The sequence below is a fragment of the Tenacibaculum sp. SZ-18 genome, assembly GCF_002813915.1.
GTDB lineage: Bacteria > Bacteroidota > Bacteroidia > Flavobacteriales > Flavobacteriaceae > Polaribacter.
The window spans coordinates 945,186-969,970 of record NZ_CP019335.1; the positions used below are offsets into that span (position 1 = coordinate 945,186).

The following is a 24,785-nucleotide window of genomic DNA, read 5'->3' on the forward strand; positions in this document are numbered from 1 at the left end:
AGATTCTACGATACCGATTGAGTTGTATAAGGAGTTATAAAAATATTATAAACCTTTATACACCATTTTTATATCGCTTCGTTTGTACGGAGAGTTTTCTTCCAGTTGTACTTCAATAAAACCGAACTTTCTATAAATATATATAGCATTTTCAAGTTTGGTATTAGAATAGAGTAGTAGTTTGTTGAAGTTATTCTCCTTCGCGAAATTAATACACTTTGTCATTAATTGTTGACCAATTTTGTAACCTCTATTTTTTGGAGAAACAGCCATTTTTGTTAATTCAAATGTTCCGTCATCGTCTAAAGGCATTAAAGCGACGGTACCAACAACTTCATCATTTAATTTTGCAAAGAAAATATATCCTCCTTTGTCAATAATATATTTTTGTGGTTTACTTAAAACTTCTTCATCAAAAGGTTCAACATAGAAATAAGTTTTTAGCCATTCTATGTTTAGTTCATAGAAATACTGAGCGTATTCCTTATTAAAATTTGTAATTTCTAATTGTTGTTTGTAGTTTAATATGTAATGTTCCATAATAGCGTCACTAAAGCTTTTTTCAATAAATTTTTTCTCTAAACAGTTTATATGTTCTATCAAAGAGTCTGATGTAATTCTAGTATACTCTTTTATTGTATGCTCTATACTTTTCCATAAAGGCTGAATATCTTCAACTAAATCATTTCCTTTTTTAGATAAAGAAATAACCTTTTTACGTTTGTCGCTAGGATGTTTGTTTAATACAATTAATCCTTTTTTCTCAAGTTTGTTTATAACTTGAGTTGTTGCTGGTTGTGATGTTTTTAAACTTTTATTTATCTCAGTATTGGTAACTTCTTTTTTGTGAAGAATTACTTTAACTGTTGGAAATAAATACGGATCGAAGTCTACACCAAGATTGTCGTAAACTACTTGTGTTTCTTTCATCATGTATTCACTTAATCTTTTAAGTCTTGATCCTATTCCGATTTCACCAATACCTTGTAATGCATCCATACTATTATTTTAATTTATATAAGTGGTTATGCGAAATTAAAAATATATTTCTATTCTTTAAGATAAAGTATGCAATTAAATTATTTTCCATAATTTTATTTTCCTTGGAAAATAAAATTACATTTTGTAACTTTGTGCTGTATTAAGCAATAAACTATTCCATAAAAAAATAAATGAATAAAGCTGAAGTAAAATTATCAAACCGCGACTATTTAGCGGAGTCAAAAATGCGTAAACACTTTGCTGTAGTAGATGAACCTTTAACTGTTGGAGGAGATGATAACGCACCAACACCTGTTGAGTATTTACTTACAGCATTAGGGAGTTGTGTAGCTATAACTTTACGCATGTATTCACAGCGTAAAGGTTGGGAGTTAGGCGAAATATCGGTAAATATTACACAAAAATCGGTACAAACTGAGAATGGAGTCTCTCAAGTTTTTGTGGAAGATATTTCCTTTGAAAAAGAACCAACTGAGGAACAAAAAAATAGATTAAAAGAAATAGCAGGAAAATGTCCTGTTGCGAGAATAATAAAAGGAGAAAATTTAATAGAAAGTAATATCATATGAAAAAAATAGCAGCATTTGCAGGTAGTACAAGTAGTACATCGATAAATAAACAATTAGCAACTTATGCAGGGGCAAAAATTACTTCTGCAGAGGTAACAGTTTTAGATTTAAACGATTTTGAGGTTCCATTGTTTAGTGAAGATTTTGAAAAGAATAACGAATATCCAAAAGGAGCAGAAAGCTTTAATAGTGAGCTAGATAAGTACGATGGATTTATCGTTTCATTAGCAGAACATAATGGATCTTACGCTGCCACGTTTAAAAATTTATTTGACTGGATTTCAAGAAAGAACAGAGAGGTTTTTAGAAACAAACAAGTATTGTTAATGTCAACTTCTCCAGGTGGTAGAGGAGGAGCAACAGTTTTAGCAGCTGCAGAAGGAACATTTCCGCACATGGGAGCGGCAGGAATTACCAAGTTTTCTTTAGGTAGTTTTTACGATAACTTCAAAGAAGGAGTTATTGTTAATGAAGAATTAGATTCACAATTATCAGCAGCGGTAAGCGCTTTTGAAAATACAATTTAATTATGGGAGATATATCTAAGGATATTAATACAAAGTTTGAAAATAATAAGCTAAAAGCTTTTTTAAATATAAAGTATACAGCAAGTTGGATTAATGCAAGAGAAGTTGAGTTTTTTAAACCTTATGGTATTTCTCCACAGCAATATAATATACTTCGAATCTTAAGAGGAGCAGCTGAAAAAACTAAGGTTCAAATTGTAAAAGATAGAATGGTTGATCGAGCTCCTAATGTTACTAGATTAATGGATAAGCTTCTTGAAAAACATCTTATTGAAAGATCGCGTTGTGATCGTGATAGAAGAGTCGTTTATGTAAATATTACAGAAGAAGGACTTTTATTATTATCAGAATTGGATAAATCGATGACAGATTTTGATTTAATTGAAAGGTTAAGTGAAGAAGAAGCAGGTATTTTGAGCGATTTATTAGATAAAATTAGATAGTATAATCATGAAATTAGAAAAGTTTAGTGCAGATACTAGAGGTTTTGCAAACCATGGATGGTTAAAAGCAAGTCATTCTTTTAGTTTTGCAAATTTTTATAACCCAGAAAGAATGAATTTTGGAGCATTACGAGTTTTAAATGACGATATCATTGCTCCTGGTACTGGTTTTGGTACACATCCCCATCAGAATATGGAAATTATTACTATTCCATTAAGTGGAAAACTAAAACATAAAGATAGTATGTCAAATGAATGGTTATTCGTCGAACCAAATGAAGTTCAGGTAATGTCTGCGGGAACTGGAATTTATCATTCTGAAATGAATGGATCGACAGAGGATCATTTAAATCTTTTTCAAATTTGGATTATTCCTGATAAAATGGGAGTTTCTCCAAGGTATAATCAGGCAACATTTAGTTCAGTAGAAAGAAAGAATAAACTTCAAGTCTTAGTTAGTTCGTTAGAAGATGGAGATGAAAGTGGATTAAAAATACATCAGAATGCAAAACTATCTCGAATAGATTTAGATAAGAATTCAAGTTTTAAATACGATTTAAAGTCAGATAAAAATGGAGTTTATGTGATGAATATCAGCGGAGAAGTCGCTATTGACGATTATTTGTTGAATCAAAGAGACGCACTCGGTATATCCGATACTTCTAGTTTTAATGTAAATTCTAATTCGAAATCAGAATTACTTTTTATAGAGATTCCTATGATCAATTAAATGGAAGTAGGATTTTAAAACCTACTTAATATTTGTTATGTTTGAGAACTATATTGTATTTTTTTTAAACAACAAATTAAGTAGCCAAAATCATGAGTAATCCAGTATATATTGATCATATTAAAAAGCAATTGTTAGATGCTGTAAATCCAGAACTTCTTGAACATGGGGAATACATTCCGTTAGATGATAATAATTACAGTTGGAAGTTAGCAATGGTTCGTAAGTTAGATTTGTTTCTTAGAAAATGGCATCTAGCAATTTGTAAGTTTAACAATACTGATACTCGTGAGATTGGAAAAGATTGGCCTTCTTATGCAGATACAATGATTGGTCGTAAAAGGCTCGATAATATTCAATTTTGTTTTGAAGAAGTTGTTAAAAACAATGTTCCTGGTGATTTAATTGAAACGGGAGTTTGGCGCGGAGGTGCCACTATTTTTATGAAGGCACTTTTAATTGATGCAGGTATTACAGATAGAAATGTCTGGGTCGCAGACTCTTTTCAAGGTTTACCAAAACCAAATCCAGATAAGTATGCTGCTGATAAAGGTGATTTGCACGATACAAAAGAAGAACTAGCCATTCCTCTTGAAGTGGTGCAAAATAATTTTAGAAAATATAATTTACTTGATGATAATGTAAAGTTCTTAAGAGGATGGTTTAAAGATACTTTACCAGTAGCTCCAATTGAAAAATTATCGATTATTAGATTAGATGGCGATATGTACGAATCAACTATGGATGGATTGGTAAACTTGTACCACAAACTTTCTAAAGGAGGTTTTATTATCATTGATGATTGGGGTGCCGTGAAAGCTTGTAAACAAGCTGTTCTTGATTTTAGAAAAGAACACAATATTACCGACGAAATAAAAACAATCGATTGGACTGGTGTCTACTGGCAAAAGAGTTAAATCATTTACTTTTTAATGAATTTTACCATTTGTTGCTCACCCTTATCATTGCCGATTTTTAAATGATATAAACCAGTTGCAAAAGAATCAATATTTAGCTTAATACTAGAAGAAGAAATCTTCGTTGATAATACATTTGTTCCAATAGAATTGAAAATTGTTATCGCATAATTTCCTTCAGTATTAAGTTGAATATTTAACTCATCAAAACTCGGATTTGGATAAATAGCATTTTTAAGTAAACTTACTTCAGCATTACTTAACGTACTATTTTTAATAGAAAAATCTGTTACAACAGGAAAATGATCGGACGCAGTACTTGTGTCAAATTTTTGTAAACCATATAAGTTTAATCGTTCGGTACTCATCACCTCTGTTTGAATTACAAATGACTTTTCAGAAGTTAACACATGATCAGAAAAAATCATGAAGTCTAATTTACCCGGAGGATAAGAAGATCCATCAGATCTCCATGTATATCCCATTCTAATATCGCTTTGCAAAGCATTTTCTTCTTTTAAATCTGAATTATCCCAATCTAATGGTCCACCAGATCCATAGGTAAAAGTATCTTGTATATCACCAGTTAATAATGTTTTAAGTTGCTGAGATAAACCAACTAAATTTAAATCTCCTGAATATACAATCGGAGTATCTTCTGGTAAAGTAATATTTCCTCCTGCAGCTTTAGCATCTAATATAAACGCTGCATATTGGTCAGCTTGATCTTGTCTCGCATCGTCAGCTCCGCAGCAATTTAGGTGGGCATTTGTGTATAATAAATCAGCTCCATAACTATCTGGTAAATCAATTAATACCGGAAATTGTCTTCTTAAATCCCATTCTTGTATTATTTCCCATTTAGAAACAGTTACTTCACCTCCATGTTTTCTAACAAACCATCCATCTGAATTTCCTAAAGGAAGCCATGAATCAAATAAAGATTTAATATAACTTGTACTAGTATTAGAACTTTCAACAAAGCCCACAATATCAGGTTGTACAACTTTCATTATTCGTTCGTATTCGTCGAGTTTATTTGAGTTTAAAAGTGAATTAAGTTTGGTGTTATATGCTACAATTCGAATGTGTGAATTGTTTGTTTTTTCAAATGTAATTGGAGTGTAGGGTGTCGTTGGAGTTTCATCGAAAGTATATGTAAATACGTTATTTAAATTTGGTAGCCAATCAAAGTTTTCTCGATTTCTAAATAATATTTTTATAGTGTTTCCCGAAAATAATTGGTTTGTTCCATCAGGAATTACATTTCTTCCAATAGCAATTTCAAATTCGTCTGATGTAACTGTTGGTGCTGACCTGAATTCAATATCAGAGAATCTGACTTGTGGATCAGAACTACTAGTGAAATTATTGTATACTATTCTATTGGCAAATTCAATTCCTAATTCTGCACCATAATCATCACGAACACTAAATCCAGTACTAGAATCATTGTCCGTGTCTAAATAGATATAGAAATTATGTAGAATGGGACTTCCTTCAGTTAGGTCGAATTCTCGATCTGCCTTAATTCTTAAATATAAGTAATTTTCATCATTGGTAACTTGAAATTCTAATAAGTTAACTCCATCTAATACTTCGTTTGTATCAGTGTAAGTAGATAAGTTTGAAGTCCAATCATCAAAAATTCCGTCAATAGCAATTGGTGCAGACTGTGCGGAAATTAATAAATCTAAAAGTAGTAAGTTAAGTAGTAATAGGGTTTTTATATTTTTCATTTGATTGAAATATGATAGGAACAAATTTACGGCGAATTCATAATAAAAGCCTTAAAAAATTGCTTATAAATAGTATTAATGATTTTTATTTTAAGAAAATAGAATTATCTTGCAGATATTATGCATGCATAATAAAATTTAAAAACAACAAACTAGATGACGAAGTACAAAAATATTTTCGAACCATTAGATTTAGGTTTTACTACTTTGAAAAATAGAATCTTAATGGGATCAATGCATACAGGATTGGAAGAGGAGAAAAATGGGTATGATAAAATTGCCGCTTTTTATGCTGAAAGAGCCAAAGGAGGTGTTGGGCTTATCGTGACTGGAGGAATTGCTCCTAATATTCAAGGCTGGACAGGTCCTTTTTCTGCCAGAATGAGCACGAAAAAGCATGCGAAACATCATAAAGTAATTACAGAAGCAGTTCACAAAGAAGGTGGGAAAATTTGTATGCAAATATTGCATGCAGGACGTTATGGTTACCATCCTCTGAATGTAGGACCCTCTGCTATAAAAGCACCAATTAATCAATTCAAACCATTTAAGCTTAAAGAATCTGGTATTAAAAGAACGATTAAAGATTTTGTACGTTCAGCATCGTTAGCTCAAGAAGCAGGTTATGATGGAATTGAAATTATGGGCTCTGAAGGTTATTTAATCAACCAGTTCATTGCAACGAGAACTAACAAACGTAACGATGATTGGGGTGGAAGCTACAAAAACAGAATGCGTTTACCTATTGAGATAGTGAAACAAACACGTGAAAAAGTAGGAGACAATTTCATAATCATCTATCGTTTATCGATGTTGGATTTAGTAGAAAATGGAAGTTCTTGGGATGAGATTGTAATTTTAGCAAAAGAAATTGAGAAAGCGGGTGCAACAATTATCAATACAGGAATTGGATGGCACGAGGCAAGAATTCCAACTATTGCAACTTCTGTTCCTAGAGCTGCTTTTACTTGGGTTACTAAAAAGATGAAGGAAGAGGTCTCAATTCCATTAGTTACTTCCAATCGTATTAATATGCCGGAAACAGCAGAGCGTGTTTTATCAGAAGGAGATGCAGATATGATATCAATGGCACGTCCGTTTTTAGCAGATCCCGAATGGGTTAATAAAGCAGAGCAAGAAAAAGATGACGAAATAAATACCTGTATCGCGTGTAATCAAGCTTGTTTAGATCACGTTTTTGAACAAAAAGTAGCAAGTTGTTTGGTAAATCCACGTGCTTGTCATGAAACGGAATTAAATTATTTACCAACTGATAAAAAGAAAAAGATAGCAGTTGTAGGCGCTGGTCCTGCCGGTTTAGCCGCTTCCACTGTCGCTGCACAAAGAGGTCATGATGTTACTTTATACGATGGAGATTCTGAAATTGGTGGACAGTTTAATATAGCGAAACAAATTCCAGGTAAAGAGGAGTTTTATGAAACGATTCGTTATTTCGGAAAGCAAATAGAATTACATAACGTACATCTTAAATTAAATACAAGAGTTTCTGCAGAAGATTTGATGCAAGGAGATTTTGATGAAATTATTTTAGCAACAGGAATTTCACCTCGCGTACCAAGAATTAACGGAATCGAACATGAGAAAGTTTTAAATTATATTGATGTATTAAAATTAAAGAAACCAGTTGGTAAAAGAGTTGCGGTTATCGGAGCAGGAGGAATTGGTTTTGATCTTTCTGAATACTTAACTCATGAGGGTGAAAGTACTTCTCAAAACATTGATGCATGGTTAGAAGAATGGGGTATAGATAAAAGTTTAGAAGCCAGAAGTGGAATAGAAGGAGTAGAAAAACATATTCATCCAGCATCAAGAGAAATCTTTATGTTCAAAAGAAGTAAAGGTAAATTTGGTGGTAACTTAGGTAAAACTACAGGCTGGATTCATCGAGCAAATCTTAAAAAGAAAAACGTACAGTTCATCAACGAAGTACAGTATACTAATATCGATGATGAAGGATTACATTATACTCAAAATGAAGAGCAAAAAGTACTTTCTGTAGATAATGTAATAATTTGTGCTGGACAATTACCGTTTAAAGAATTATTAGAGCCGTTAAAAGCTAAAGGAGTAAATGTTCATGTAATTGGAGGAGCAGATGTAGCTGCAGAACTTGACGCAAAAAGAGCAATAGATCAAGGAAGTAGATTAGCAGCAGGCTTATAGCTACATGACCATTTTTACAGGATTAATATTAACATATCCATCAAATTCTTTTATCGGGTTTGATGGATTTGTTTTCTAATCACAATCAACGACAAATTCATATTGGTTTTTATTATAAGCGAACCATGTACTGTATATCTGACCGTTATTAGTTTTTTCATTCCTAGATATATAACTTTAGCAAAATTTCATTTTTTAAACAGCTTTGTGAAAAAATAGGAATTACATTTGGCTGAGATAGTGAGGTTTATTTTGTTATTCAGGGTTTTGGAGGCTAATACTTTAATGCATAGCCTTTACAATTTTTGAGAATAAATGAAGATATGGGAATTAATATGTTTTTTAATGCGAATTTTTATCATAAGCCGCTATTGATTAAGTATTGTATTTCGTAATGAGCTTCATACAAATCGTTTTTAAATGCTCGATTAAATCGGATGTCTGTTACTATGTCTAGAGGAAAAGATTATAAAAACTTAAACTTTGTTTATTCTATCGATTTCAAATCAAATACAAATTTTACTGGTTTTTATCACTCGCATTAGTTGATTTTGGCAATTAATTTATTTGAGAAACGATACTTGTCTTTAGATTGTAGTCCTTTAAATTTTTAAGAATAACTCAGAATATATTGATTAATTATCGATATTTGTGGTACTAAATTAGAAATTATGGCAATGAACAAAAATACAGTGTTGGGTTACGCAACATTAATCATGATTTTAATGGGGATTCTTTTAGTGGCTTTGGCGGTTTTCAAATATGATGAAATTGCAGGTTATGGTTTCGGAGCAGTTGCTTTAGGATTCTTCTCAATTGCTTGGGTATTTAACGCACTAAAAGGACGCGTATAACTCACTATTACTTATTTTAATTTAATAAACTAACTAATCAAAAATGTCTGACGATAAGAAAATCATTTTTTCCATGAACAGGGTTTCAAAAACCTATCAATCTACTGGAAAACAAGTTTTAAAAAATATTTATTTAAGCTTCTTTTATGGAGCAAAAATCGGAATCTTAGGTTTAAATGGTTCTGGTAAATCTACTTTATTAAAAATTATTGCAGGAGTTGAAAAAAACTACCAAGGAGATGTAGTGTTTTCTCCAGGATATAAAGTGGGATATTTAGAGCAAGAGCCTCAACTAGATGAAGATAAAACAGTATTAGAAATAGTAAAAGAAGGAGTAGCTGATGTAGTAGCTGTATTAGATGAATACAATAAAATCAATGATATGTTTGGTTTAGAAGAAGTGTATTCAGATGCTGATAAAATGCAAAAGTTGATGGATCGTCAAGCTGAGCTTCAAGATAAAATTGATGCTTCAAACGCTTGGGAGTTGGATACCAAACTAGAAATTGCAATGGATGCTTTGCGTACTCCAGAACCAGATAAGAAAATTGGAGTATTATCAGGAGGAGAAAGACGTAGAGTTGCTTTATGTAGACTATTATTACAAGAACCAGATATTTTATTATTAGATGAGCCTACCAACCACTTAGATGCTGAGTCAGTTCACTGGTTAGAACATCATTTAGCGCAATATAAAGGTACAGTTATCGCTGTAACGCACGACCGTTATTTCTTAGATAATGTTGCTGGATGGATTTTAGAATTAGATAGAGGTGAAGGAATTCCATGGAAAGGAAACTATTCTTCTTGGTTAGATCAAAAGGCTAAACGTTTAGAGCAAGAAAGTAAATCAGCATCTAAACGTCAAAAAACTTTAGAACGAGAATTAGAATGGGTTCGTATGGCACCTAAAGGTCGTCAAGCAAAATCAAAAGCTCGTCTAAAGAACTATGATAAGTTAATGAATCAAGATCAAAAGCAAACTGAAGAAAAGCTTGAAATTTATATTCCAAACGGGCCACGTTTAGGAAATAATGTGATTGAGGCTTCTGGTGTTTCTAAAGCTTTTGGTGAGAAGTTATTATATGAAAATTTAGAATTCAATTTACCTCAAGCAGGAATTGTTGGAATTATCGGTCCGAATGGTGCTGGTAAAACAACTATCTTCAGAATGATTATGGGCGAAGAAACTCCAGATGGAGGAACTTTCTCAGTTGGAGAAACTGCAAAGATTGCGTACGTTGATCAAAATCATGCTAACATTGATCCTAATAAATCGATTTGGGAGAATTTCTCAGATGGTCAAGATTTAGTAATGATGGGTGGAAAACAAGTGAATTCACGCGCATATTTAAGTAGATTTAATTTTTCTGGTAGCGAGCAAAACAAGAAAGTAAACACACTTTCAGGAGGAGAACGAAACCGTTTACATTTAGCAATGACACTAAAAGAAGAAGGAAACGTTTTACTTTTAGATGAGCCTACGAATGATTTAGATGTAAATACACTTCGAGCTTTGGAAGAAGGTTTAGAAAACTTTGCAGGTTGTGCAGTGGTAATATCTCACGACCGTTGGTTCTTAGATCGAATTTGTACACATATTTTAGCTTTTGAAGGAGATTCTCAAGTATATTTCTTCGAAGGGTCTTTCTCTGAATATGAGGAAAACAAAAAGAAACGTTTAGGTGGAGATATCATGCCCAAACGAATTAAATACAAGAAGTTAATTAGATAGTTAGTTAAATTTTTTAAATATAGAAACTCGATGAGAAATCATCGAGTCTTTTTATGATAAATCTTATAATACTCTACTTAAATTATCAATCTGCTAAAAGTTAAAATTTTAGTGATTTAAATGTTTATTCTAAAAAAATAGATTGTAATTTTCGGGTTTCAATCGACAATCTAGTCTCATGAGTAAATACTATATTTTTGATTTCGATAGCACGCTTACTAAAGTTGAAGCGTTAGATGTTCTAGCGGAAATTACGCTAGCAAACAATCCTAAAAAGGAAGAAGTCATAGAAGAAATTATTAAGATTACAAATTTAGGAATCGATGGTGAAATTTCTTTCACACAGTCTTTAGAACGCAGGATTAAATTATTGAACGCAAAACGATCCGACTTAGATTTGTTAATTGATGAATTAAGAAAAAGAGTTTCATCATCCATTGAAAATAACAAAGAATTTTTTGAATCTTATTCTAATAATATTTATGTAATATCTGCTGGTTTTAAAGAATTTATTGTTCCTATTGTTGCAGAATATAATATTCCTGCCGAAAGAGTTTTTGCAAATACTTTTGAATTCAGTAATGAAGGAAGTATTATTGGCTTCGACAGAGATAATATTTTAGCTGTTCATAACGGAAAAATTGAATGTTTACAAAATTTGGGTTTGGATGGAGAAATCCAAATGATTGGAGATGGTTATAGTGATTATGTAACAAAAGAAGCAGGTGTTGCTGATAAATTTTTCGCGTATACAGAAAATGTACAACGGGAAAAAACAATTCAAAATGCCGATTATATTACACCGAATTTAGACGATTTTTTATTTATAAACGATTTGCCAAGAAATATATCTTATCCAAAAAATCGTATCAAAATGTTATTATTAGAGAATATACATGCTGATGCGTACGAAAAGTTTTCTACTGATGGATTTACTGTGGAAACAGTATCGAAAAGTCTACCAGAGGATGAATTAATTGAGAAGTTAAAAGATGTTCATGTATTAGGAATTCGTTCCAAAACGCAGGTAACTAAAATAGTAATTGAAAATGCACCAAGGTTATTAGCTGTTGGAGCATTCTGTATTGGAACAAAACAAATCGATTTAGAAGCTTGTAAAGAAAACGGAATTGTAGTTTTCAATGCTCCATATAGTAATACACGTTCAGTTGTTGAGTTAGCTATTGGTGAAATTATCATGTTAATGCGTAGTGTTTTTCAACGTAGTACTGAAATCCATAATGGAGAATGGAATAAAACAGCTCAAGGTTCAAGAGAAGTTCGTGGAAAGAAATTAGGAATCGTTGGATACGGAAATATCGGAAAACAACTTTCAGTCTTAGCAGAAGCTTTAGGAATGGATGTTTATTATTACGACGTTGAAGATAAATTAGCATTAGGTAATGCTACAAAAATGAATTCATTATCGGATTTATTAGCTATTTCAGATGTAGTTACGCTTCACGTAGATGACAATTCATTAAATAAGAATTACATAGGAGAAAAGGAAATTTCTCAAATGAAGGACGGAGCTCATTTAGTGAATTTATCAAGAGGATTCGTAGTAGATATTCCTGCGTTAACAGAAGCTCTAAAATCAGGTAAACTTGCAGGAGCAGCGGTTGACGTTTATCCAGAAGAACCAAGAAAGAATGGAGAGTTTTATACTGATTTAAAAGGATTATCGAACGTGATTTTAACACCACATGTTGGTGGAAGTACGGAAGAGGCACAAAGAGATATCGCAGATTTTGTTCCTGGTAAAATTATGGCATATATTAATTCAGGAAATACTGTTGATGCAGTAAACTTCCCTAATATTAGATTACCAAAGCAGGAAAATGCTCATCGTTTTTTACACATACATAAAAATGTATCGGGTGTTATGGCTAATATCAATAAAGTAGTTGCTGAGTATGGCTTAAATATTGTTGGTCAGTATTTATCAACTGATTCAAAAGTTGGTTATGTAATTACCGATGTTGATAAGGATTATAATCAAGAAGTAATTCAAGAATTAAAAAATATTGAAGGTACTATTCGATTTAGAGTGTTATATTAATTGAATAAACTTAGTTAAATATAAAAACCTCGTTGATATTAAAATCATCGAGGTTTTTTTAATCACAAAAATATATCAAAAAAAGTCTGGTTAGCAAATCCTTATTTCAGTGTATCAATATTACTTTGAATCGACCAAGCAAAGTCTAGCATCAACCTTTTTTGGAAAATAGAATCTCTATAACTTAAATAAGTATCTCCAACATAAGGAGCTGAAGAGAATTTTGAATTAAGACTTATTTTTGTATTGATAGTTGCAGACATATGACAACTCATACAGTTAGACATGGTTCCTAAGTTTGTTTCAATTTTATTTCCATTATTATAAACATAACTTGTTTTAGTATCAAATACTCCAGTTCCAAAACCTGATTCTAAATAAGGGTTAAATCCAATAACTAATTCTCCTTCGTTTTTTCCTCCTACGTAAGGTTGAGCAGGAATAACCATAGAATAAGCAATGTCCATTGCATAATGGCTAGCAGCTCCAACTAAACCTACTCCATTTTTTGCTGAAGCAATATCATCAGAACTAGGAATTGATGGAGTTAAAGGAGTTGGAGACCACCAGAATGTTTGCCAAACCCAACGTTTAATTTCTTTTGTTCCTACGTGCATACCAACTAATAAAGCAATATCACCTTCTTTGGCTTGTTTTGCAGCATCTGTAATATTATTCGATTTGTTATAAGAATCAGCTAAACTCTTATCAATTGGAAAATGAATAAAATCATTTAAATAATAGGTGTTTCCAGGTGTAATAGAATTACAATCATAGTCTAAACGACCATTTGGATTTGATTTATCAGAAGTCTTCGTATCAACATGAATACAAGATTGCCATTCTGTTTCAGGATAACCCTGGTCTTTATATTCTGGACCGTGCCAAGCTGCCATGGTGTAAATTCCTTCTGAACTCAAACTATTTTGAGTTATAACCTTGTAAACAGGTTTAATTGTAATAGCATCATTAGGAAATTCTGGAATCTGACTAAATTCTCCAGTTTGCATTGCTTTTAAAGTAGACAAATAAAATATTTTATTGTCAATCGCATATTTCTCTGCTGAAGGATTGTAAGCTACAACTTCAACAATGTTAGTGTCGTCAAAATCTGTTTGCTTTAATTTAGCATGTCCAAATTGATTTGGCTTGTTAAACTCTAAACCTTTAACAGCATTTTTACCAGGATTGTTTAGCTTGTGTAAAATTTGCTTTGGGCTAGACCATGTTTGGTATCTTAAAACTCCTCCAGTTACTGGTGTGGTCAAATGCTTCCAAACGTTCCAACTATGTTTGTACATAGCATTAAAATCATTCGCTGCAATCCACTTATTTATAGAAGTTGAATCTGCTGGATATTCAAAGCTCTCTTTAGGGTTATCCGCATGTGAGTAATGCTTTTTTTTGTTGTGATCAGTACAGGAGGTAATAATCAAAGCCATTCCAAGAATGGCTATTATTTGGTTAGTTTTCATGAGTTAGTTTTTAATTCTTCTAAAAATAAAAGTAAACCTTAAATTATTGAATAACATTTCCTTCAACGTTTAAAAATTAGGTATACATGCCCTTATTTTGATCATAAGTGTAGATGGTTTATAAGTTAAATAATAAGGAGAACAGACGCTATTTTTTTTATCTTTGAATCAAAATTTACTTTTGATGAACTACCAAAATGTAATAGAATTTGCCAAGCAACTCGATAAAGAAGATTCGTTGTCTTATTTACGCAATGAGTACCATATTCCCAAAGACGAAAATGGTAACGATTGGTTATATTTTACTGGAAATTCTTTAGGTTTACAACCCAAACAAACACAAATATATATTCAGCAAGAATTAAATGATTGGGCAAAATACGGTGTAGAAGGACATTTCGAAGCCAAGAATCCATGGATGCCATACCATGAGTTTTTAACTGATAAAATGGCAAATATTGTTGGAGCTAAACCATTGGAGGTAGTTGTAATGAATACATTAACAACGAATCTACATTTATTAATGGTTTCTTTTTATCAACCAACTCAAAAGAAATTCAAAATCGTAATTGAAAGCGATGCTTTTCCTTCGGATAGATATGCAGTACAGTCTCAATTAAAGTTTCATGGAATTGATCCAGAAGAAGGATTGGTTGAATGGAAACCACGAGAAGGTGAAGAATTACTGAATATAACCGATTTAGAAGAAATTTTAGATTCTCAAGGTGATGAGATTGCGCTACTCCTAATAGGAGGAGTAAATTACTATACTGGTCAATATTTAGATTTAAAAAAAATAGCAGAATTGGGTCATGATAAAAATTGTATAGTGGGAATAGATTTGGCTCATGGAGCTGGAAATATTCAGCCAAATTTACATGATAGTGGAGTAGATTTTGCGGCTTGGTGCACTTATAAATATTTAAATTCAGGTCCAGGAAGTTTATCTGCATTGTTTGTTCACGAAAAGCACGCACATAACAGGGATTTACCTCGTTTTGCAGGATGGTGGAATCATAATAAAGAGACTAGATTTAATATGCGTCAACCATTTGATGTAATGCCTGGAGCAGAAGGTTGGCAATTGTCTAATCCACCAATATTATCAATGGCAGCAATTCGTTCTTCTTTGGACATATTTGATAAAGTTGGCATGAATGCTTTAAGAGAAAAATCTGAAAGGTTGACAGGTTATTTTGAATATTTAATTAATGAAATAGATACAGACAGAATAAAGATAATTACTCCTTCAAATCCTAAAGAAAGAGGTTGTCAACTATCAATTCAAGTAAAAAAAGCAGATAAAACTTTACACCAAAAACTTACTGAAAATAATATTATTACCGATTGGAGAGAACCAGATGTAATTCGTTGTGCACCTGTGCCAATGTATAATAGTTTCGAAGATGTGTATAGAATGGTAAGTATTTTAAAAACATTATTGTAAATGAATAAACAAGATAAAATATTAATTGTAGGAGCAGGATTGTGTGGAAGTTTATTAGCATTACGATTGGCTCAACGCGGATTTCAGGTCGAGGTTTACGAAAGCAGACCTGATTTAAGAAGAGTGGATATATCAGCGGGGCGTTCTATTAATCTAGCATTGTCTGATCGAGGATTTAAAGCTTTAAGATTAGCTGGTGTTGAGGAAAAGGCTCGTGAAATATGTATTCCTATGTATGGTAGATTAATTCATGATATCGAAGGGAATACATTTAATTCAAATTATTCTGGTAGAGAAGGTGAGTATATTAATTCTATTTCGCGACAAGATTTAAACTCGCTTTTGCTAGATGAAGCAGAGAAGCATGAAAATGTAAATATTCATTTTAATAACAAATGTTTGTCCATCGATATTGAAAATACAACTGCTCATTTTAAAAATTACGATACAGAAGAGGAGTTTTCTGTGGATGCTGAGGTGATTTTTGGAGCTGATGGAGCGGGTTCAATCCTAAGAAAAAGTTACTATCTAGAACGTAAGTTTTTATTTAGTTTCAGTCAAGAATATTTATCTCATGGTTATAAAGAGTTAGAAATTCCAGCTGATAAAAATGGAAATCATCAAATTAGTAAAGATCATTTACATATTTGGCCAAGAGGAAAGTATATGTTAATTGCTTTACCGAACTTGGATGGTAGTTTTACGGTTACTTTATTTTTAAGTTATGAAGAAGGTGAATATAATTTCGAAAATTTAAAAACAGAGGAAAAAGTAACAGAGTTTTTTGAAACTCAGTTTCCCGATGCTTTAGCTTTGATTCCAAATATTAAAGATGAGTTTTTTAATAATCCAACAGGTCCGTTAGGAACTGTAAAATGTTCTCCTTGGGTGTATCAAAATAAAACATTGTTAATTGGCGATGCTGCGCATGCAATTGTACCTTTTTACGGTCAAGGAATGAATGCTTCTTTTGAAGATGTCGGTGTTTTTGATGCTATTTTAGATGAAGTTGAAGGTGATTGGGATGAAGTATTTAAGGTATATCAAAAAACTAGAAAGAAAGATACCGATGCTATAGCGGATTTAGCCATAGATAATTATTATGAAATGAGAGATCACGTGGCAAATTCATTATTTAAGCAAAAGAGAATCTTAGAAATGGACTTGGAAAAGCATTTTCCGAAAGACTATTATTCTAAATATTCTCTGGTTACATTTAACGAAAATATTGGATATAATGAGGCTTTGAAAAAAGGTAGAGCTCAAGATAAAGCTTTACTCAATTTAATAGCTGATGAAGCGGTTTCAACATCTGAAAATATGTCTTTAGAAGATTTGAAAACAGTTCTTGAAAAAGTTCAAGATGAAACCAACGATATTTTAGAAGAAGATAGAGTAGCAGGACTTAAATAATGAATACATATATTGTTTTATTAAGGGGAATCAATGTTTCTGGTAAGAATAAATTACCAATGAAAGATTTGAGAGAGATGTTAGAAAAAATGAAATTTAAAAACGTTTTAACTTACATTCAAAGCGGAAATATTTTATTACAATCTAATTCTTCAAAGAGCGAAATAGCTCAAAGTATTCATGAATCAATTAACACAAAATTTGGTTATAGTATTCCAGTAATTATTAGAACTCCTGAAGAATGGAACAGGGCAATTGATAATTATCCGTTTTCATTAGAAAATGAAAAAATAGTGGCTTTTAGTTTTTTAGAAAATGGAGTCGGTCTTGAGGAAATTGAAGTGAAAGGAATCAATGATGATCAATATAAAATAGTGAATGATGTAGTGTATCTTTATTGTCCTTCTGGCTTTGGGAAAACTAAACTAACAAATAATATTATAGAGAAAAAATTAGAAGTTGCAGCAACTACACGTAATTTAAAAACTACGTTGAAAATGTTGGAACTCTCAAAAGAAGTAAACTAATATGGAAAAAAAGGTAACACCAAGAGGAGCATACCCACATGTTAAAGTGGTAGGGGATTTTATATTTGTTTCTGGAACCAGTTCAAGACGACCTGATAATTCAATTGCAGGAGTTGAGTTGATTGATGAAATGAATACGAAGAAATTGGATATCGAAATTCAAACTAGAGAGGTATTAAAAAATATTGACCGAAATTTACAAACCATTGGAGCAAGTTTAAAAGATGTTGTTGATGTTACGACGTTTCTAGTGAATATGAATGATTTTGCAGGTTATAATAAAGCTTACGGAGAGTTTTTTGAGAAAGAAACCGGACCAACAAGAACTACAGTTGCAGTACATCAATTACCACATCCTGATTTGGTTGTTGAAATAAAAGTAACAGCTTATAAAAAGCAATAATTGATAAATAATAATCTACATAAAAACGAACTTCAATACAATGGTTTTTCAATTTCTGAAAGGATATTCTCCAAGTCAGAATTGAATCAAATGATTTTGGCATTGGGAGAAAATGGTAAGAGTTTTGCAGTTCGCCAATTAGTAGAAAAATGTCCAGAAATTCTTAATCTTATATTTCAAAATAAAGTTTTTAAAGAACTTTATAGTGATTTATGTGGAATGGAATATTTTTTAACTAAAGCTATATTTTTTAATAAGCCTAAAATGTCAAATTGGTTTGTTAGTTATCATCAAGATTTAAGTATTAGCGTAAAAAATAAAAGTAACGAAGAAGGTTTTCAAAATTGGACAGTAAAAGATAACCAACTAGGAGTCATTCCACCTAAACAAATTCTTAATAATACTGTTACAATGAGAATTCATTTGGATAGAACTGATGAATCTAATGGAGCATTAAAGGTAATTCCTAAAAGTCATAGTAAAGGAATTATAAGGATAGATGAATCTTTTAAAATTAATAATTATGAAAAAGAATTCTTATGTGAGGTTGAAGAAGGTGGGGTCATGATAATGAAACCATTATTACTGCATGCTTCGGAAAGATCTGTTTCAAATTTTGATAGGAGAGTTATTCACTTAGAATTTTGTAATACTGATGTTCCTATGGAATGGTTAGAAAAGAAAATCATTTAAATGAATATTAAAAATTATATAAACGGAGAGTTCGTAAATCCAATAAAAAATCAATGGATAGACAATTACAATCCATCTATTGGTGAGGTTTATGGGAAAATTCCAAATTCTTCAGAAGAGGATGTAGAAAAGGCGTATCAAGCTGCTAAAAATGCTTTTCCGTCTTGGTCGAAAACTACTTTAAATGAAAGAAGTGCAATTTTGTCCAAAATTTCTTTTCTTATAAAGGATAAATTAGAATTTTTAGCAAAAGCTGAATCAAAAGATAATGGAAAACCATTAACACTGGCAAAAGCTGTTGATATTCCTCGAGCTTCTTCAAATTTTCAATTCTTTGCTAATGCAATAACGCAATTTGCTTCTGAAGCTCATGAAAGTGTTGGTTTAAATGCTGTAAATTTAACATTACGTCATCCCATTGGAGTTGTTGGATGTATTTCACCATGGAATTTACCATTATACTTATTTACTTGGAAAATAGCTCCGGCTATTGCAGCAGGAAACTGTGTTGTGGCAAAACCAAGTGAAGTTACTCCGATGACAGCTTTTTTATTGGGTGAAATTTGTAATGAAGCAGGTTTACCTAAAGGAGTATTAAATATTGTTCATGGTTTAGGAAGTACTACTGGACAAGCAATTGTTTCACATCCAAATATAAAGGCCATTTCTTTTACAGGAGGAACGTCTACAGGAGCACGTATAGCCAGAATTGCAGCACCAATGTTTAAAAAACTTTCTCTGGAGTTAGGTGGTAAAAATCCAAATATCATATTTGCTGATTGTGATTATGATAAAATGTTAGAAACCACAGTAAAATCTTCCTTTGCTAATCAAGGACAAATTTGTTTATGCGGAAGCAGAATTTTTGTTGAAGAGTCAATATTTGATAGGTTTAAGGTCGATTTTATAAAAAAGGTAAGTAACTTGAAAGTTGGTATTCCTGTTGATCCAGAGACGAATGTTGGGGCTTTAGTTTCGAAATCACATCTAGAAAAAGTAAATTCTTATATTGCCATCGCGGAAGCCGAAGGCGGAGAAATATTATTTGGAGGTCACGAAGTGAATGTGGAAGGAGGAGAAAACGGATATTATTTACAACCAACGATAATTGAAGTAAAAAGTAATAAGTGTAAATTGAATCAAGAGGAGATATTTGGTCCAGTTGTGACAATTATGTCTTTCAAGAATGAAGAGGAAGCTTTAACTTTGGCTAATGACGTTCCTTATGGTTTGTCGGCAACATTATGGACAAACGATTTAAATAGAACAATGACAATGACACAGGAGATACAAGCTGGAATTGTTTGGGTAAACACTTGGTTAATGAGAGATTTAAGAACTCCTTTTGGAGGAATTAAATCAAGTGGAGTAGGTAGAGAAGGAGGTTTCGAAGCTCTTCGTTTTTTTTCGGAACCTAAAAATATATGTATAGAATACAAATAATTTATTATATGAAAGAAAGATTATTTTTTACGTTTTTTATAATTTCAATAGCATTAATCGGTCAAAAAGATATTGATATTTATAAAGGTGATAATTATTTTATCGCATATCCTAAAGATTGGGAATTAAAAAAGTCCAATAAAAATGGAATTCAGTTTATACTTTACTCTAAAGAACAGGCCGCAGATCCTTTTAGAGAAAATATTAGTTTAGTAATTCAAAACGTAAAAGAAGGTACAACATTAGAGTCACAAATCGAATTGGTTGAAGCTGAGCTTAGAAATGTAATGAAAACATCTAAAGTGACTGTAAATACTTTTGATAAGATTAAGAAAAGGCATGAGATCGTATACTCTGTAAATATTTCTGCGGCATATTTAAAGGTAAAGCAACATTTCTATTTAAATGAAAATAAACTCTATATCCTAACATTTACAGCACTTCAGAAATCTTATGATGATTATAAGAAAAGAGCGAATAGTATTTTAGATAGTTTTAAATTTAAACCGGTTTCGGCTAAGAAATGGAATTAAATATTGAAGGAAAAAATGCCCTAGTGTGTGGAAGCACTCAAGGAATCGGAAAGGCAACAGCAATTAGTTTAGCAGAAGAAGGAGTGAACGTTACTTTGGTAGCTAGAAATGAAGAGAAACTTAAAGCTGTTTTAAGTGAATTACCAAATTTAAATCAGAACCATTCTTATATAGTTGCTGATTTTACTAAACCAGAAGAGTTAAAAGAGAAAATTAAAGCTTCAAATGGTGAATTTCATATTTTGATTAATAACACAGGAGGACCCGCAGGTGGTCCAGTTTTTTTCGCTGATTTAGAAGAGTTCGATAGAGCGTTTACAATGCACTTAAAATGTAACCATCTTTTAGTTCAAGCTGTTGTTCCATTTATGAAAAAGGAGCGCTACGGAAGAGTAATAAATGTAATTTCTACTTCTGTAAAACAACCACTGGATGGATTAGGCGTTTCAAATACAATTCGTGGAGCAGTTGCAAATTGGTCCAAAACCATGGCAAACGAATTAGGGCAATTTGGTATAACAGTTAACAATGTATTACCAGGCGCAACAGCTACTGAGAGGTTAAATGAAATTATCAATAATAAATCAAAAAAGACAGGAAAGACTGTTAAAGAAGTTACTGAAACTATGAAGAATGCAGCTCCTGCTAAACGTTTTGCTCAGCCTGAAGAGGTTGCTAACGCAATTGTGTTTCTAGCGAGTGAAAGGGCAAGTTTTATAAACGGAATAAATGTCCCTGTTGATGGAGGAAGAACAAAATCACTATAATGTTAATGTGTTTTCTTAATGAACCGTTAAGTATTGAGTGATATTTTTACACTTAATTTTTATTTTTTTGATTTTAAAATAGTCATATTAATAGTTATAATTTGATTGGGATTTGTCTTTATAATTATTTTAGTATTTATTTTCAATTACACTAACAACATCAATTAATTTGATTTTTTGAATATCGTGATGTCATTATGTGATAGTTTTTTGTTATAAATATTTTATAAAATCCTAGTCTTTGATTTCGTAACCATATCGATTTAAATATAAAATTACACCAATAATAATACCTAATGGTTTAAACAAAATTCAGGAGAATTCCAATGTCAATTTAGTTGTTTGTAAAATTGTAAATAATGAAAGACCAAAGGAAATTATTAGAAAGATTCTGATTATATTAAATAGGTAAGATGTGTTCATTTTTCATTTAAGATATAATCCATTTATTGTTCATTGAATGATTTTTTTGATTTTAAACAATTAGAATCAACTAATTTCAAATTAAATTGGCTTGGTTTGCCATGTATTATTTCACTTTTATTAAATTTATATCGCATAAAAACTAGCATATGAATTTAGTACAGCCTCTTAATTTTAAAAAATGGATTGATGAACATCGTCATTTATTGAAGCCACCAGTAGGAAATAAACAAGTTTGGGATAATGGAGAGTATATTGTTATGGTTGTTGGCGGTCCTAACAGTAGAAAAGATTATCATTATAACGAAACTCCTGAGTTCTTTTATCAAGTTGAAGGAGACATGGTTCTAAAAATTATTGACGATAAAGGTGAAATGGTTGATGTTAAAATCAATGAGGGAGATATTTATTTGTTACCAGCAAGAGTACCACATTCACCACAAAGAAAAGAAAACACAGTTGGATTAGTAATTGAATATCCTAGGTCTGAAGGAATGCTAGATGCTTTAGAGTGGTATTGTGAAAATTGTGGAACTCCACTTTATCGAGAGAAATTTGCGCTTGATAATATTGAAACTGACATGCCAATTATTTTTGATAAGTATTACTCGGATAAAGAAAAATGTACTTGCTCTAATTGTGGAACTGTAATGGAAGCTCCGAAGAAAATTAAATGATAGAGGAAGTAAAAGGTAGTTTCGAGAAACAAGGTTTTATGAAAACCTTAGGAGCAGAAATTGTTCACTTGGAAGAAGGTTTGGTGAAAATCCGATGTAAAAAACAAGAAAGTTTATTACAACAACATGGTTTTTTCCACGCAGGAGTACTTACAAGTTTAATGGATTCAGCTTGTGGTTATGCTGCCTTATCAACTATGTCAAAAGGATCGGATGTTCTTTCTGTAGAATTTAAAACGAACCTGATGAGACCAGCGAAGTCAGATGTAATTATTGCTACAGGAACTGTAATAAAAAGCGGAAAGACATTAGTTTTTTGTGAAGCTAAAATGACAGATGAAAAAGAAGAAACTATATTTGCTACGCTACAAGGAACTATGATCTGCTTAAAAAACTGATAAATTAATGAAACGTAAATTACGTATAAACGGTCACTCTCATTTATTGCCTTATCCTGAACAAATACCTCAGTTTATGAAAGACAAAGGAATTTTTTGGGTTGACAAGGATAAAAAATTTATGCTTCAAAAGAATTGGAGTAGACCAGTAACGGATTCCAGCTTTTTTTTAAATGAAAAATTAGCTTGGATGGAACATTTTGAAATTGATCATGCTGTTGTTTTAAATCTTTCTCAATTGTATGGTAATGGTCTACGTCTTGAAGAGATGAAACAAGCCTTACGTTTTCAAAATGATTTCAACGCCCAAATACAACATGATCATCCAGATAAGTTTACATGTGGGTTTGTCGTGCATCCTGGTTTTGTTAGAGGAGCATGTTGGGAAATTGAAAGATGTGTTGAAGAATTAGGGATGAATCTTCTTTGTTTACCAACTCACTACATGGATACAATCGGAACATGGCGTTGCATTTTTGATGAAGAAAATGAGCCAATTTTTGAATTAGCGAATAAGTATAATTTAGCAGTAGAAATTCATCCTTATGATGGAGAAAAGTTCATTAAGTTAGAAAATACAAGCTGGCGTTTTCATTTAATTTGGATGTTGGCACAGTGTGCAGATGCTTACCATTTTCTAACTTTAAATGGATACTATGAAAAATTCCCAAATATGCGAGTTTGTTTTGCTCACGGTGGACAACTAGCACAAATGAATTTGGGTAGAAGGATTCAAGGATTTGATGGTAGATCTGATTTGTTTGAAGGAAAAATCCATCCTCGAAAGGCTGTTGGACATAAAAATATCTTTTTCGATACATTAGTTCACGATACTGGCTCTTTGGAATTATTAATTAAAAATCAAGGAACAGATCAAATTTTAATAGGATTGGATGATCCATATCCTTTAGGAGAAATGGAAAGTGATAAGCAATCATCATATCCAGGAAAAATTTTAGATTTAGCTATAAACCGAGATATTATTACTGAGAGTCAGAAGAACGAAATGTGGGAAGATAATGTATTAAGATGGTTGTTTGGAAATGATGAAACAAAAAAGAAGAGTTTAGTTGATAAAATATTAGAATAGCTTCATAAAAAAAGCCTCAGATTATGGAGGCTTTTTATGATATTCTATTAATTAAAAGTTGTACTTGCATTGATAGCAACTTCACTCCAAGTTTTGGAAACTCCGTCTTCTCCAGAATGTAAATCTTTACAAACAACATTTAATGAATCTACCGCATTTTTAGCATTCCATTCATCTATGTTCATAATTGTTTTCATACTAAAAATTTTCCCATTGATTGTATATCTAAAAGGTAATTTTTGAGTTTTATTATTCATAGTAAAATCCGCCGTACCAATACTATCATTATCTAATGTCAATTTACCTGTTAATGAAACCGTATTTTCCATAACTCCAAAGAAAAACTTTCTAATCTTTAGATTTCTACCATTGTCTTTAGTTTCCAAACCGCTAATTGGGATATTAAATTCAGCGCCGTTAATTGCTTCTTTTATAGATTCTCCTTCACCTCCTTTAGTAATTTCAATCTTTTTGAATATTCCATTTACAGGAACTTTAGCCGTTGTTTTGTATGCTGTGAAACCGATATTACTTTCCGCTGTTTTTAATGAATAAGGAGCTGTTTTTTCTACTGTTGCAGTTTCAGGTTCATTTTGTTTTTCTTTTTTCTCTTCTGATTTACAAGAAATCATTGAAGTTGAAATGAATGCTGTGAAAAGAATGGTTAAAATTTTTTTCATTATAATTAATTTAGAGATTTCGTAACAAATGTACGCATGAATATGAATTTTTTT

Annotated in this window: 24 protein-coding genes; 20 read left to right on the top strand and 4 right to left on the bottom strand. The window is 31.6% G+C overall.

Features of this window, described 5'->3' with window-relative positions:
* Positions 1–45 precede the first annotated feature (45 nt).
* Positions 46–999 (bottom strand): bifunctional helix-turn-helix transcriptional regulator/GNAT family N-acetyltransferase, encoded by a 954-nt coding sequence (locus tag BTO06_RS18945; protein ID WP_100924128.1) that lies wholly within the window; start codon positions 997–999, stop codon positions 46–48.
* A 173-nt stretch (positions 1,000–1,172) separates the two neighbouring features.
* Between BTO06_RS18945 and BTO06_RS04335 the strand changes: the two genes are divergently transcribed.
* From BTO06_RS04335 to BTO06_RS04355, 5 genes are all read left to right on the top strand, one after another.
* Positions 1,173–1,571, top strand: coding sequence for an OsmC family protein (locus BTO06_RS04335; RefSeq protein ID WP_100924129.1), 399 nt, complete (start codon positions 1,173–1,175; stop codon positions 1,569–1,571).
* Positions 1,568–2,098, top strand: a complete 531-nt coding sequence (locus BTO06_RS04340) for an NADPH-dependent FMN reductase (RefSeq protein WP_100924130.1) — start codon at positions 1,568–1,570, stop codon at positions 2,096–2,098. The genes BTO06_RS04335 and BTO06_RS04340 overlap by 4 nt, the downstream gene beginning before the upstream one ends.
* A gap of 2 nt (positions 2,099–2,100) precedes the next feature.
* A complete protein-coding gene (locus BTO06_RS04345; RefSeq protein WP_100924131.1) occupies positions 2,101–2,541 on the top strand; it encodes a MarR family winged helix-turn-helix transcriptional regulator in 441 nt (146 codons plus the stop codon).
* Between the two features lie 7 nt (positions 2,542–2,548).
* Positions 2,549–3,271, top strand: a complete 723-nt coding sequence (locus BTO06_RS04350) for a pirin family protein (protein WP_100924132.1) — start codon at positions 2,549–2,551, stop codon at positions 3,269–3,271.
* A gap of 92 nt (positions 3,272–3,363) precedes the next feature.
* On the top strand, positions 3,364–4,188 hold the full coding sequence (locus tag BTO06_RS04355; RefSeq protein ID WP_100924133.1) for a TylF/MycF/NovP-related O-methyltransferase: 825 nt from the start codon (positions 3,364–3,366) through the stop codon (positions 4,186–4,188).
* Between the two features lie 5 nt (positions 4,189–4,193).
* Here BTO06_RS04355 and BTO06_RS04360 read toward each other — a convergent pair whose 3' ends face one another.
* Entirely contained in the window at positions 4,194–5,927 is a 1,734-nt protein-coding gene (locus tag BTO06_RS04360) for a T9SS type A sorting domain-containing protein (protein ID WP_100924134.1), read from the bottom strand.
* 156 nt (positions 5,928–6,083) lie between these two features.
* On the opposite strand from BTO06_RS04360, the gene BTO06_RS04365 reads away from it, so the two are divergent.
* From BTO06_RS04365 to serA, 4 genes are all read left to right on the top strand, one after another.
* The gene (locus BTO06_RS04365) at positions 6,084–8,111 is read left to right on the top strand and encodes an NADPH-dependent 2,4-dienoyl-CoA reductase (RefSeq protein WP_100924135.1); all 2,028 of its coding nucleotides are present in this window, start codon (positions 6,084–6,086) and stop codon (positions 8,109–8,111) included.
* A 677-nt stretch (positions 8,112–8,788) separates the two neighbouring features.
* Positions 8,789–8,965 (top strand): CAL67264 family membrane protein, encoded by a 177-nt coding sequence (locus BTO06_RS18655; RefSeq protein WP_232731542.1) that lies wholly within the window; start codon positions 8,789–8,791, stop codon positions 8,963–8,965.
* 43 nt (positions 8,966–9,008) lie between these two features.
* Positions 9,009–10,700, top strand: a complete 1,692-nt coding sequence (ettA, locus tag BTO06_RS04375; RefSeq protein ID WP_100924137.1) for an energy-dependent translational throttle protein EttA — start codon at positions 9,009–9,011, stop codon at positions 10,698–10,700.
* A 178-nt stretch (positions 10,701–10,878) separates the two neighbouring features.
* Complete coding sequence (gene serA / locus BTO06_RS04380; RefSeq protein ID WP_100924138.1) at positions 10,879–12,762, top strand: phosphoglycerate dehydrogenase; 1,884 nt, start codon at positions 10,879–10,881, stop codon at positions 12,760–12,762.
* A 101-nt stretch (positions 12,763–12,863) separates the two neighbouring features.
* Here the strand turns inward: serA and BTO06_RS04385 are convergent, their stop codons facing one another.
* Positions 12,864–14,237 carry a hypothetical protein gene (locus BTO06_RS04385; RefSeq protein WP_100924139.1) on the bottom strand — a complete coding sequence of 458 codons (1,374 nt, stop codon included), beginning with the start codon at positions 14,235–14,237 and terminating at the stop codon, positions 12,864–12,866.
* Positions 14,238–14,421: 184 nt separating this feature from the next.
* Between BTO06_RS04385 and kynU the strand changes: the two genes are divergently transcribed.
* From kynU to BTO06_RS04440, 11 genes are all read left to right on the top strand, one after another.
* Positions 14,422–15,684: a kynureninase gene (gene kynU / locus BTO06_RS04390; protein WP_100924140.1), complete on the top strand. Its 1,263-nt coding sequence runs from the start codon at positions 14,422–14,424 to the stop codon at positions 15,682–15,684.
* Positions 15,685–17,097, top strand: a complete 1,413-nt coding sequence (locus BTO06_RS04395) for an FAD-dependent oxidoreductase (protein WP_100924141.1) — start codon at positions 15,685–15,687, stop codon at positions 17,095–17,097.
* A complete protein-coding gene (locus BTO06_RS04400; protein ID WP_100924142.1) occupies positions 17,097–17,624 on the top strand; it encodes a DUF1697 domain-containing protein in 528 nt (175 codons plus the stop codon). The genes BTO06_RS04395 and BTO06_RS04400 overlap by 1 nt, the downstream gene beginning before the upstream one ends.
* A gap of 1 nt (position 17,625) precedes the next feature.
* Complete coding sequence (locus tag BTO06_RS04405; protein WP_100924143.1) at positions 17,626–18,027, top strand: RidA family protein; 402 nt, start codon at positions 17,626–17,628, stop codon at positions 18,025–18,027.
* Positions 18,028–18,720 carry a phytanoyl-CoA dioxygenase family protein gene (locus tag BTO06_RS04410; protein ID WP_232731512.1) on the top strand — a complete coding sequence of 231 codons (693 nt, stop codon included), beginning with the start codon at positions 18,028–18,030 and terminating at the stop codon, positions 18,718–18,720.
* On the top strand, positions 18,721–20,163 hold the full coding sequence (locus BTO06_RS04415; protein WP_100924144.1) for an aldehyde dehydrogenase: 1,443 nt from the start codon (positions 18,721–18,723) through the stop codon (positions 20,161–20,163). It begins immediately after the preceding gene.
* Between the two features lie 8 nt (positions 20,164–20,171).
* The gene (locus BTO06_RS04420) at positions 20,172–20,696 is read left to right on the top strand and encodes a PsbP-related protein (RefSeq protein ID WP_157811733.1); all 525 of its coding nucleotides are present in this window, start codon (positions 20,172–20,174) and stop codon (positions 20,694–20,696) included.
* Positions 20,687–21,463 carry an SDR family oxidoreductase gene (locus BTO06_RS04425; RefSeq protein WP_100924146.1) on the top strand — a complete coding sequence of 259 codons (777 nt, stop codon included), beginning with the start codon at positions 20,687–20,689 and terminating at the stop codon, positions 21,461–21,463. Before BTO06_RS04420 ends, BTO06_RS04425 begins: the two co-directional genes overlap by 10 nt.
* A 572-nt stretch (positions 21,464–22,035) precedes the next feature.
* Positions 22,036–22,563 carry a 3-hydroxyanthranilate 3,4-dioxygenase gene (locus tag BTO06_RS04430; RefSeq protein WP_100924147.1) on the top strand — a complete coding sequence of 176 codons (528 nt, stop codon included), beginning with the start codon at positions 22,036–22,038 and terminating at the stop codon, positions 22,561–22,563.
* Positions 22,560–22,961, top strand: coding sequence for a PaaI family thioesterase (locus tag BTO06_RS04435; protein ID WP_100924148.1), 402 nt, complete (start codon positions 22,560–22,562; stop codon positions 22,959–22,961). Before BTO06_RS04430 ends, BTO06_RS04435 begins: the two co-directional genes overlap by 4 nt.
* Positions 22,962–22,968: 7 nt before the next feature.
* Positions 22,969–24,051, top strand: coding sequence for an amidohydrolase family protein (locus BTO06_RS04440; RefSeq protein WP_100924149.1), 1,083 nt, complete (start codon positions 22,969–22,971; stop codon positions 24,049–24,051).
* A 47-nt stretch (positions 24,052–24,098) separates the two neighbouring features.
* On the opposite strand, the gene BTO06_RS04445 is transcribed toward BTO06_RS04440, so the two are convergent.
* Positions 24,099–24,731 (bottom strand): YceI family protein, encoded by a 633-nt coding sequence (locus BTO06_RS04445; protein WP_100924150.1) that lies wholly within the window; start codon positions 24,729–24,731, stop codon positions 24,099–24,101.
* Positions 24,732–24,785: the final 54 nt, after the last annotated feature.

Excerpts from the sequence above, each read along its gene's own strand:
- BTO06_RS04335 (WP_100924129.1), top strand. The coding sequence starts at position 1,173 with ATGAATAAAGCTGAAGTAAAATTATCAAACCGCGACTATTTAGCGGAG.
- BTO06_RS04405 (WP_100924143.1), top strand. The coding sequence starts at position 17,626 with ATGGAAAAAAAGGTAACACCAAGAGGAGCATACCCACATGTTAAAGTG.
- BTO06_RS04420 (WP_157811733.1), top strand. The coding sequence starts at position 20,172 with ATGAAAGAAAGATTATTTTTTACGTTTTTTATAATTTCAATAGCATTA.
- BTO06_RS04345 (WP_100924131.1), top strand. The coding sequence starts at position 2,101 with ATGGGAGATATATCTAAGGATATTAATACAAAGTTTGAAAATAATAAG.
- BTO06_RS04360 (WP_100924134.1), bottom strand. The coding sequence starts at position 5,927 with ATGAAAAATATAAAAACCCTATTACTACTTAACTTACTACTTTTAGAT.
- BTO06_RS04440 (WP_100924149.1), top strand. The coding sequence starts at position 22,969 with ATGAAACGTAAATTACGTATAAACGGTCACTCTCATTTATTGCCTTAT.
- serA (WP_100924138.1), top strand. The coding sequence starts at position 10,879 with ATGAGTAAATACTATATTTTTGATTTCGATAGCACGCTTACTAAAGTT.
- BTO06_RS04425 (WP_100924146.1), top strand. The coding sequence starts at position 20,687 with ATGGAATTAAATATTGAAGGAAAAAATGCCCTAGTGTGTGGAAGCACT.
- BTO06_RS04385 (WP_100924139.1), bottom strand. The coding sequence starts at position 14,237 with ATGAAAACTAACCAAATAATAGCCATTCTTGGAATGGCTTTGATTATT.
- BTO06_RS04350 (WP_100924132.1), top strand. The coding sequence starts at position 2,549 with ATGAAATTAGAAAAGTTTAGTGCAGATACTAGAGGTTTTGCAAACCAT.
- BTO06_RS04435 (WP_100924148.1), top strand. The coding sequence starts at position 22,560 with ATGATAGAGGAAGTAAAAGGTAGTTTCGAGAAACAAGGTTTTATGAAA.
- kynU (WP_100924140.1), top strand. The coding sequence starts at position 14,422 with ATGAACTACCAAAATGTAATAGAATTTGCCAAGCAACTCGATAAAGAA.
- BTO06_RS04355 (WP_100924133.1), top strand. The coding sequence starts at position 3,364 with ATGAGTAATCCAGTATATATTGATCATATTAAAAAGCAATTGTTAGAT.
- BTO06_RS04340 (WP_100924130.1), top strand. The coding sequence starts at position 1,568 with ATGAAAAAAATAGCAGCATTTGCAGGTAGTACAAGTAGTACATCGATA.
- BTO06_RS04430 (WP_100924147.1), top strand. The coding sequence starts at position 22,036 with ATGAATTTAGTACAGCCTCTTAATTTTAAAAAATGGATTGATGAACAT.
- BTO06_RS04400 (WP_100924142.1), top strand. The coding sequence starts at position 17,097 with ATGAATACATATATTGTTTTATTAAGGGGAATCAATGTTTCTGGTAAG.
- BTO06_RS04445 (WP_100924150.1), bottom strand. The coding sequence starts at position 24,731 with ATGAAAAAAATTTTAACCATTCTTTTCACAGCATTCATTTCAACTTCA.
- BTO06_RS18945 (WP_100924128.1), bottom strand. The coding sequence starts at position 999 with ATGGATGCATTACAAGGTATTGGTGAAATCGGAATAGGATCAAGACTT.
- ettA (WP_100924137.1), top strand. The coding sequence starts at position 9,009 with ATGTCTGACGATAAGAAAATCATTTTTTCCATGAACAGGGTTTCAAAA.
- BTO06_RS04365 (WP_100924135.1), top strand. The coding sequence starts at position 6,084 with ATGACGAAGTACAAAAATATTTTCGAACCATTAGATTTAGGTTTTACT.
- BTO06_RS04395 (WP_100924141.1), top strand. The coding sequence starts at position 15,685 with ATGAATAAACAAGATAAAATATTAATTGTAGGAGCAGGATTGTGTGGA.
- BTO06_RS18655 (WP_232731542.1), top strand. The coding sequence starts at position 8,789 with ATGAACAAAAATACAGTGTTGGGTTACGCAACATTAATCATGATTTTA.
- BTO06_RS04415 (WP_100924144.1), top strand. The coding sequence starts at position 18,721 with ATGAATATTAAAAATTATATAAACGGAGAGTTCGTAAATCCAATAAAA.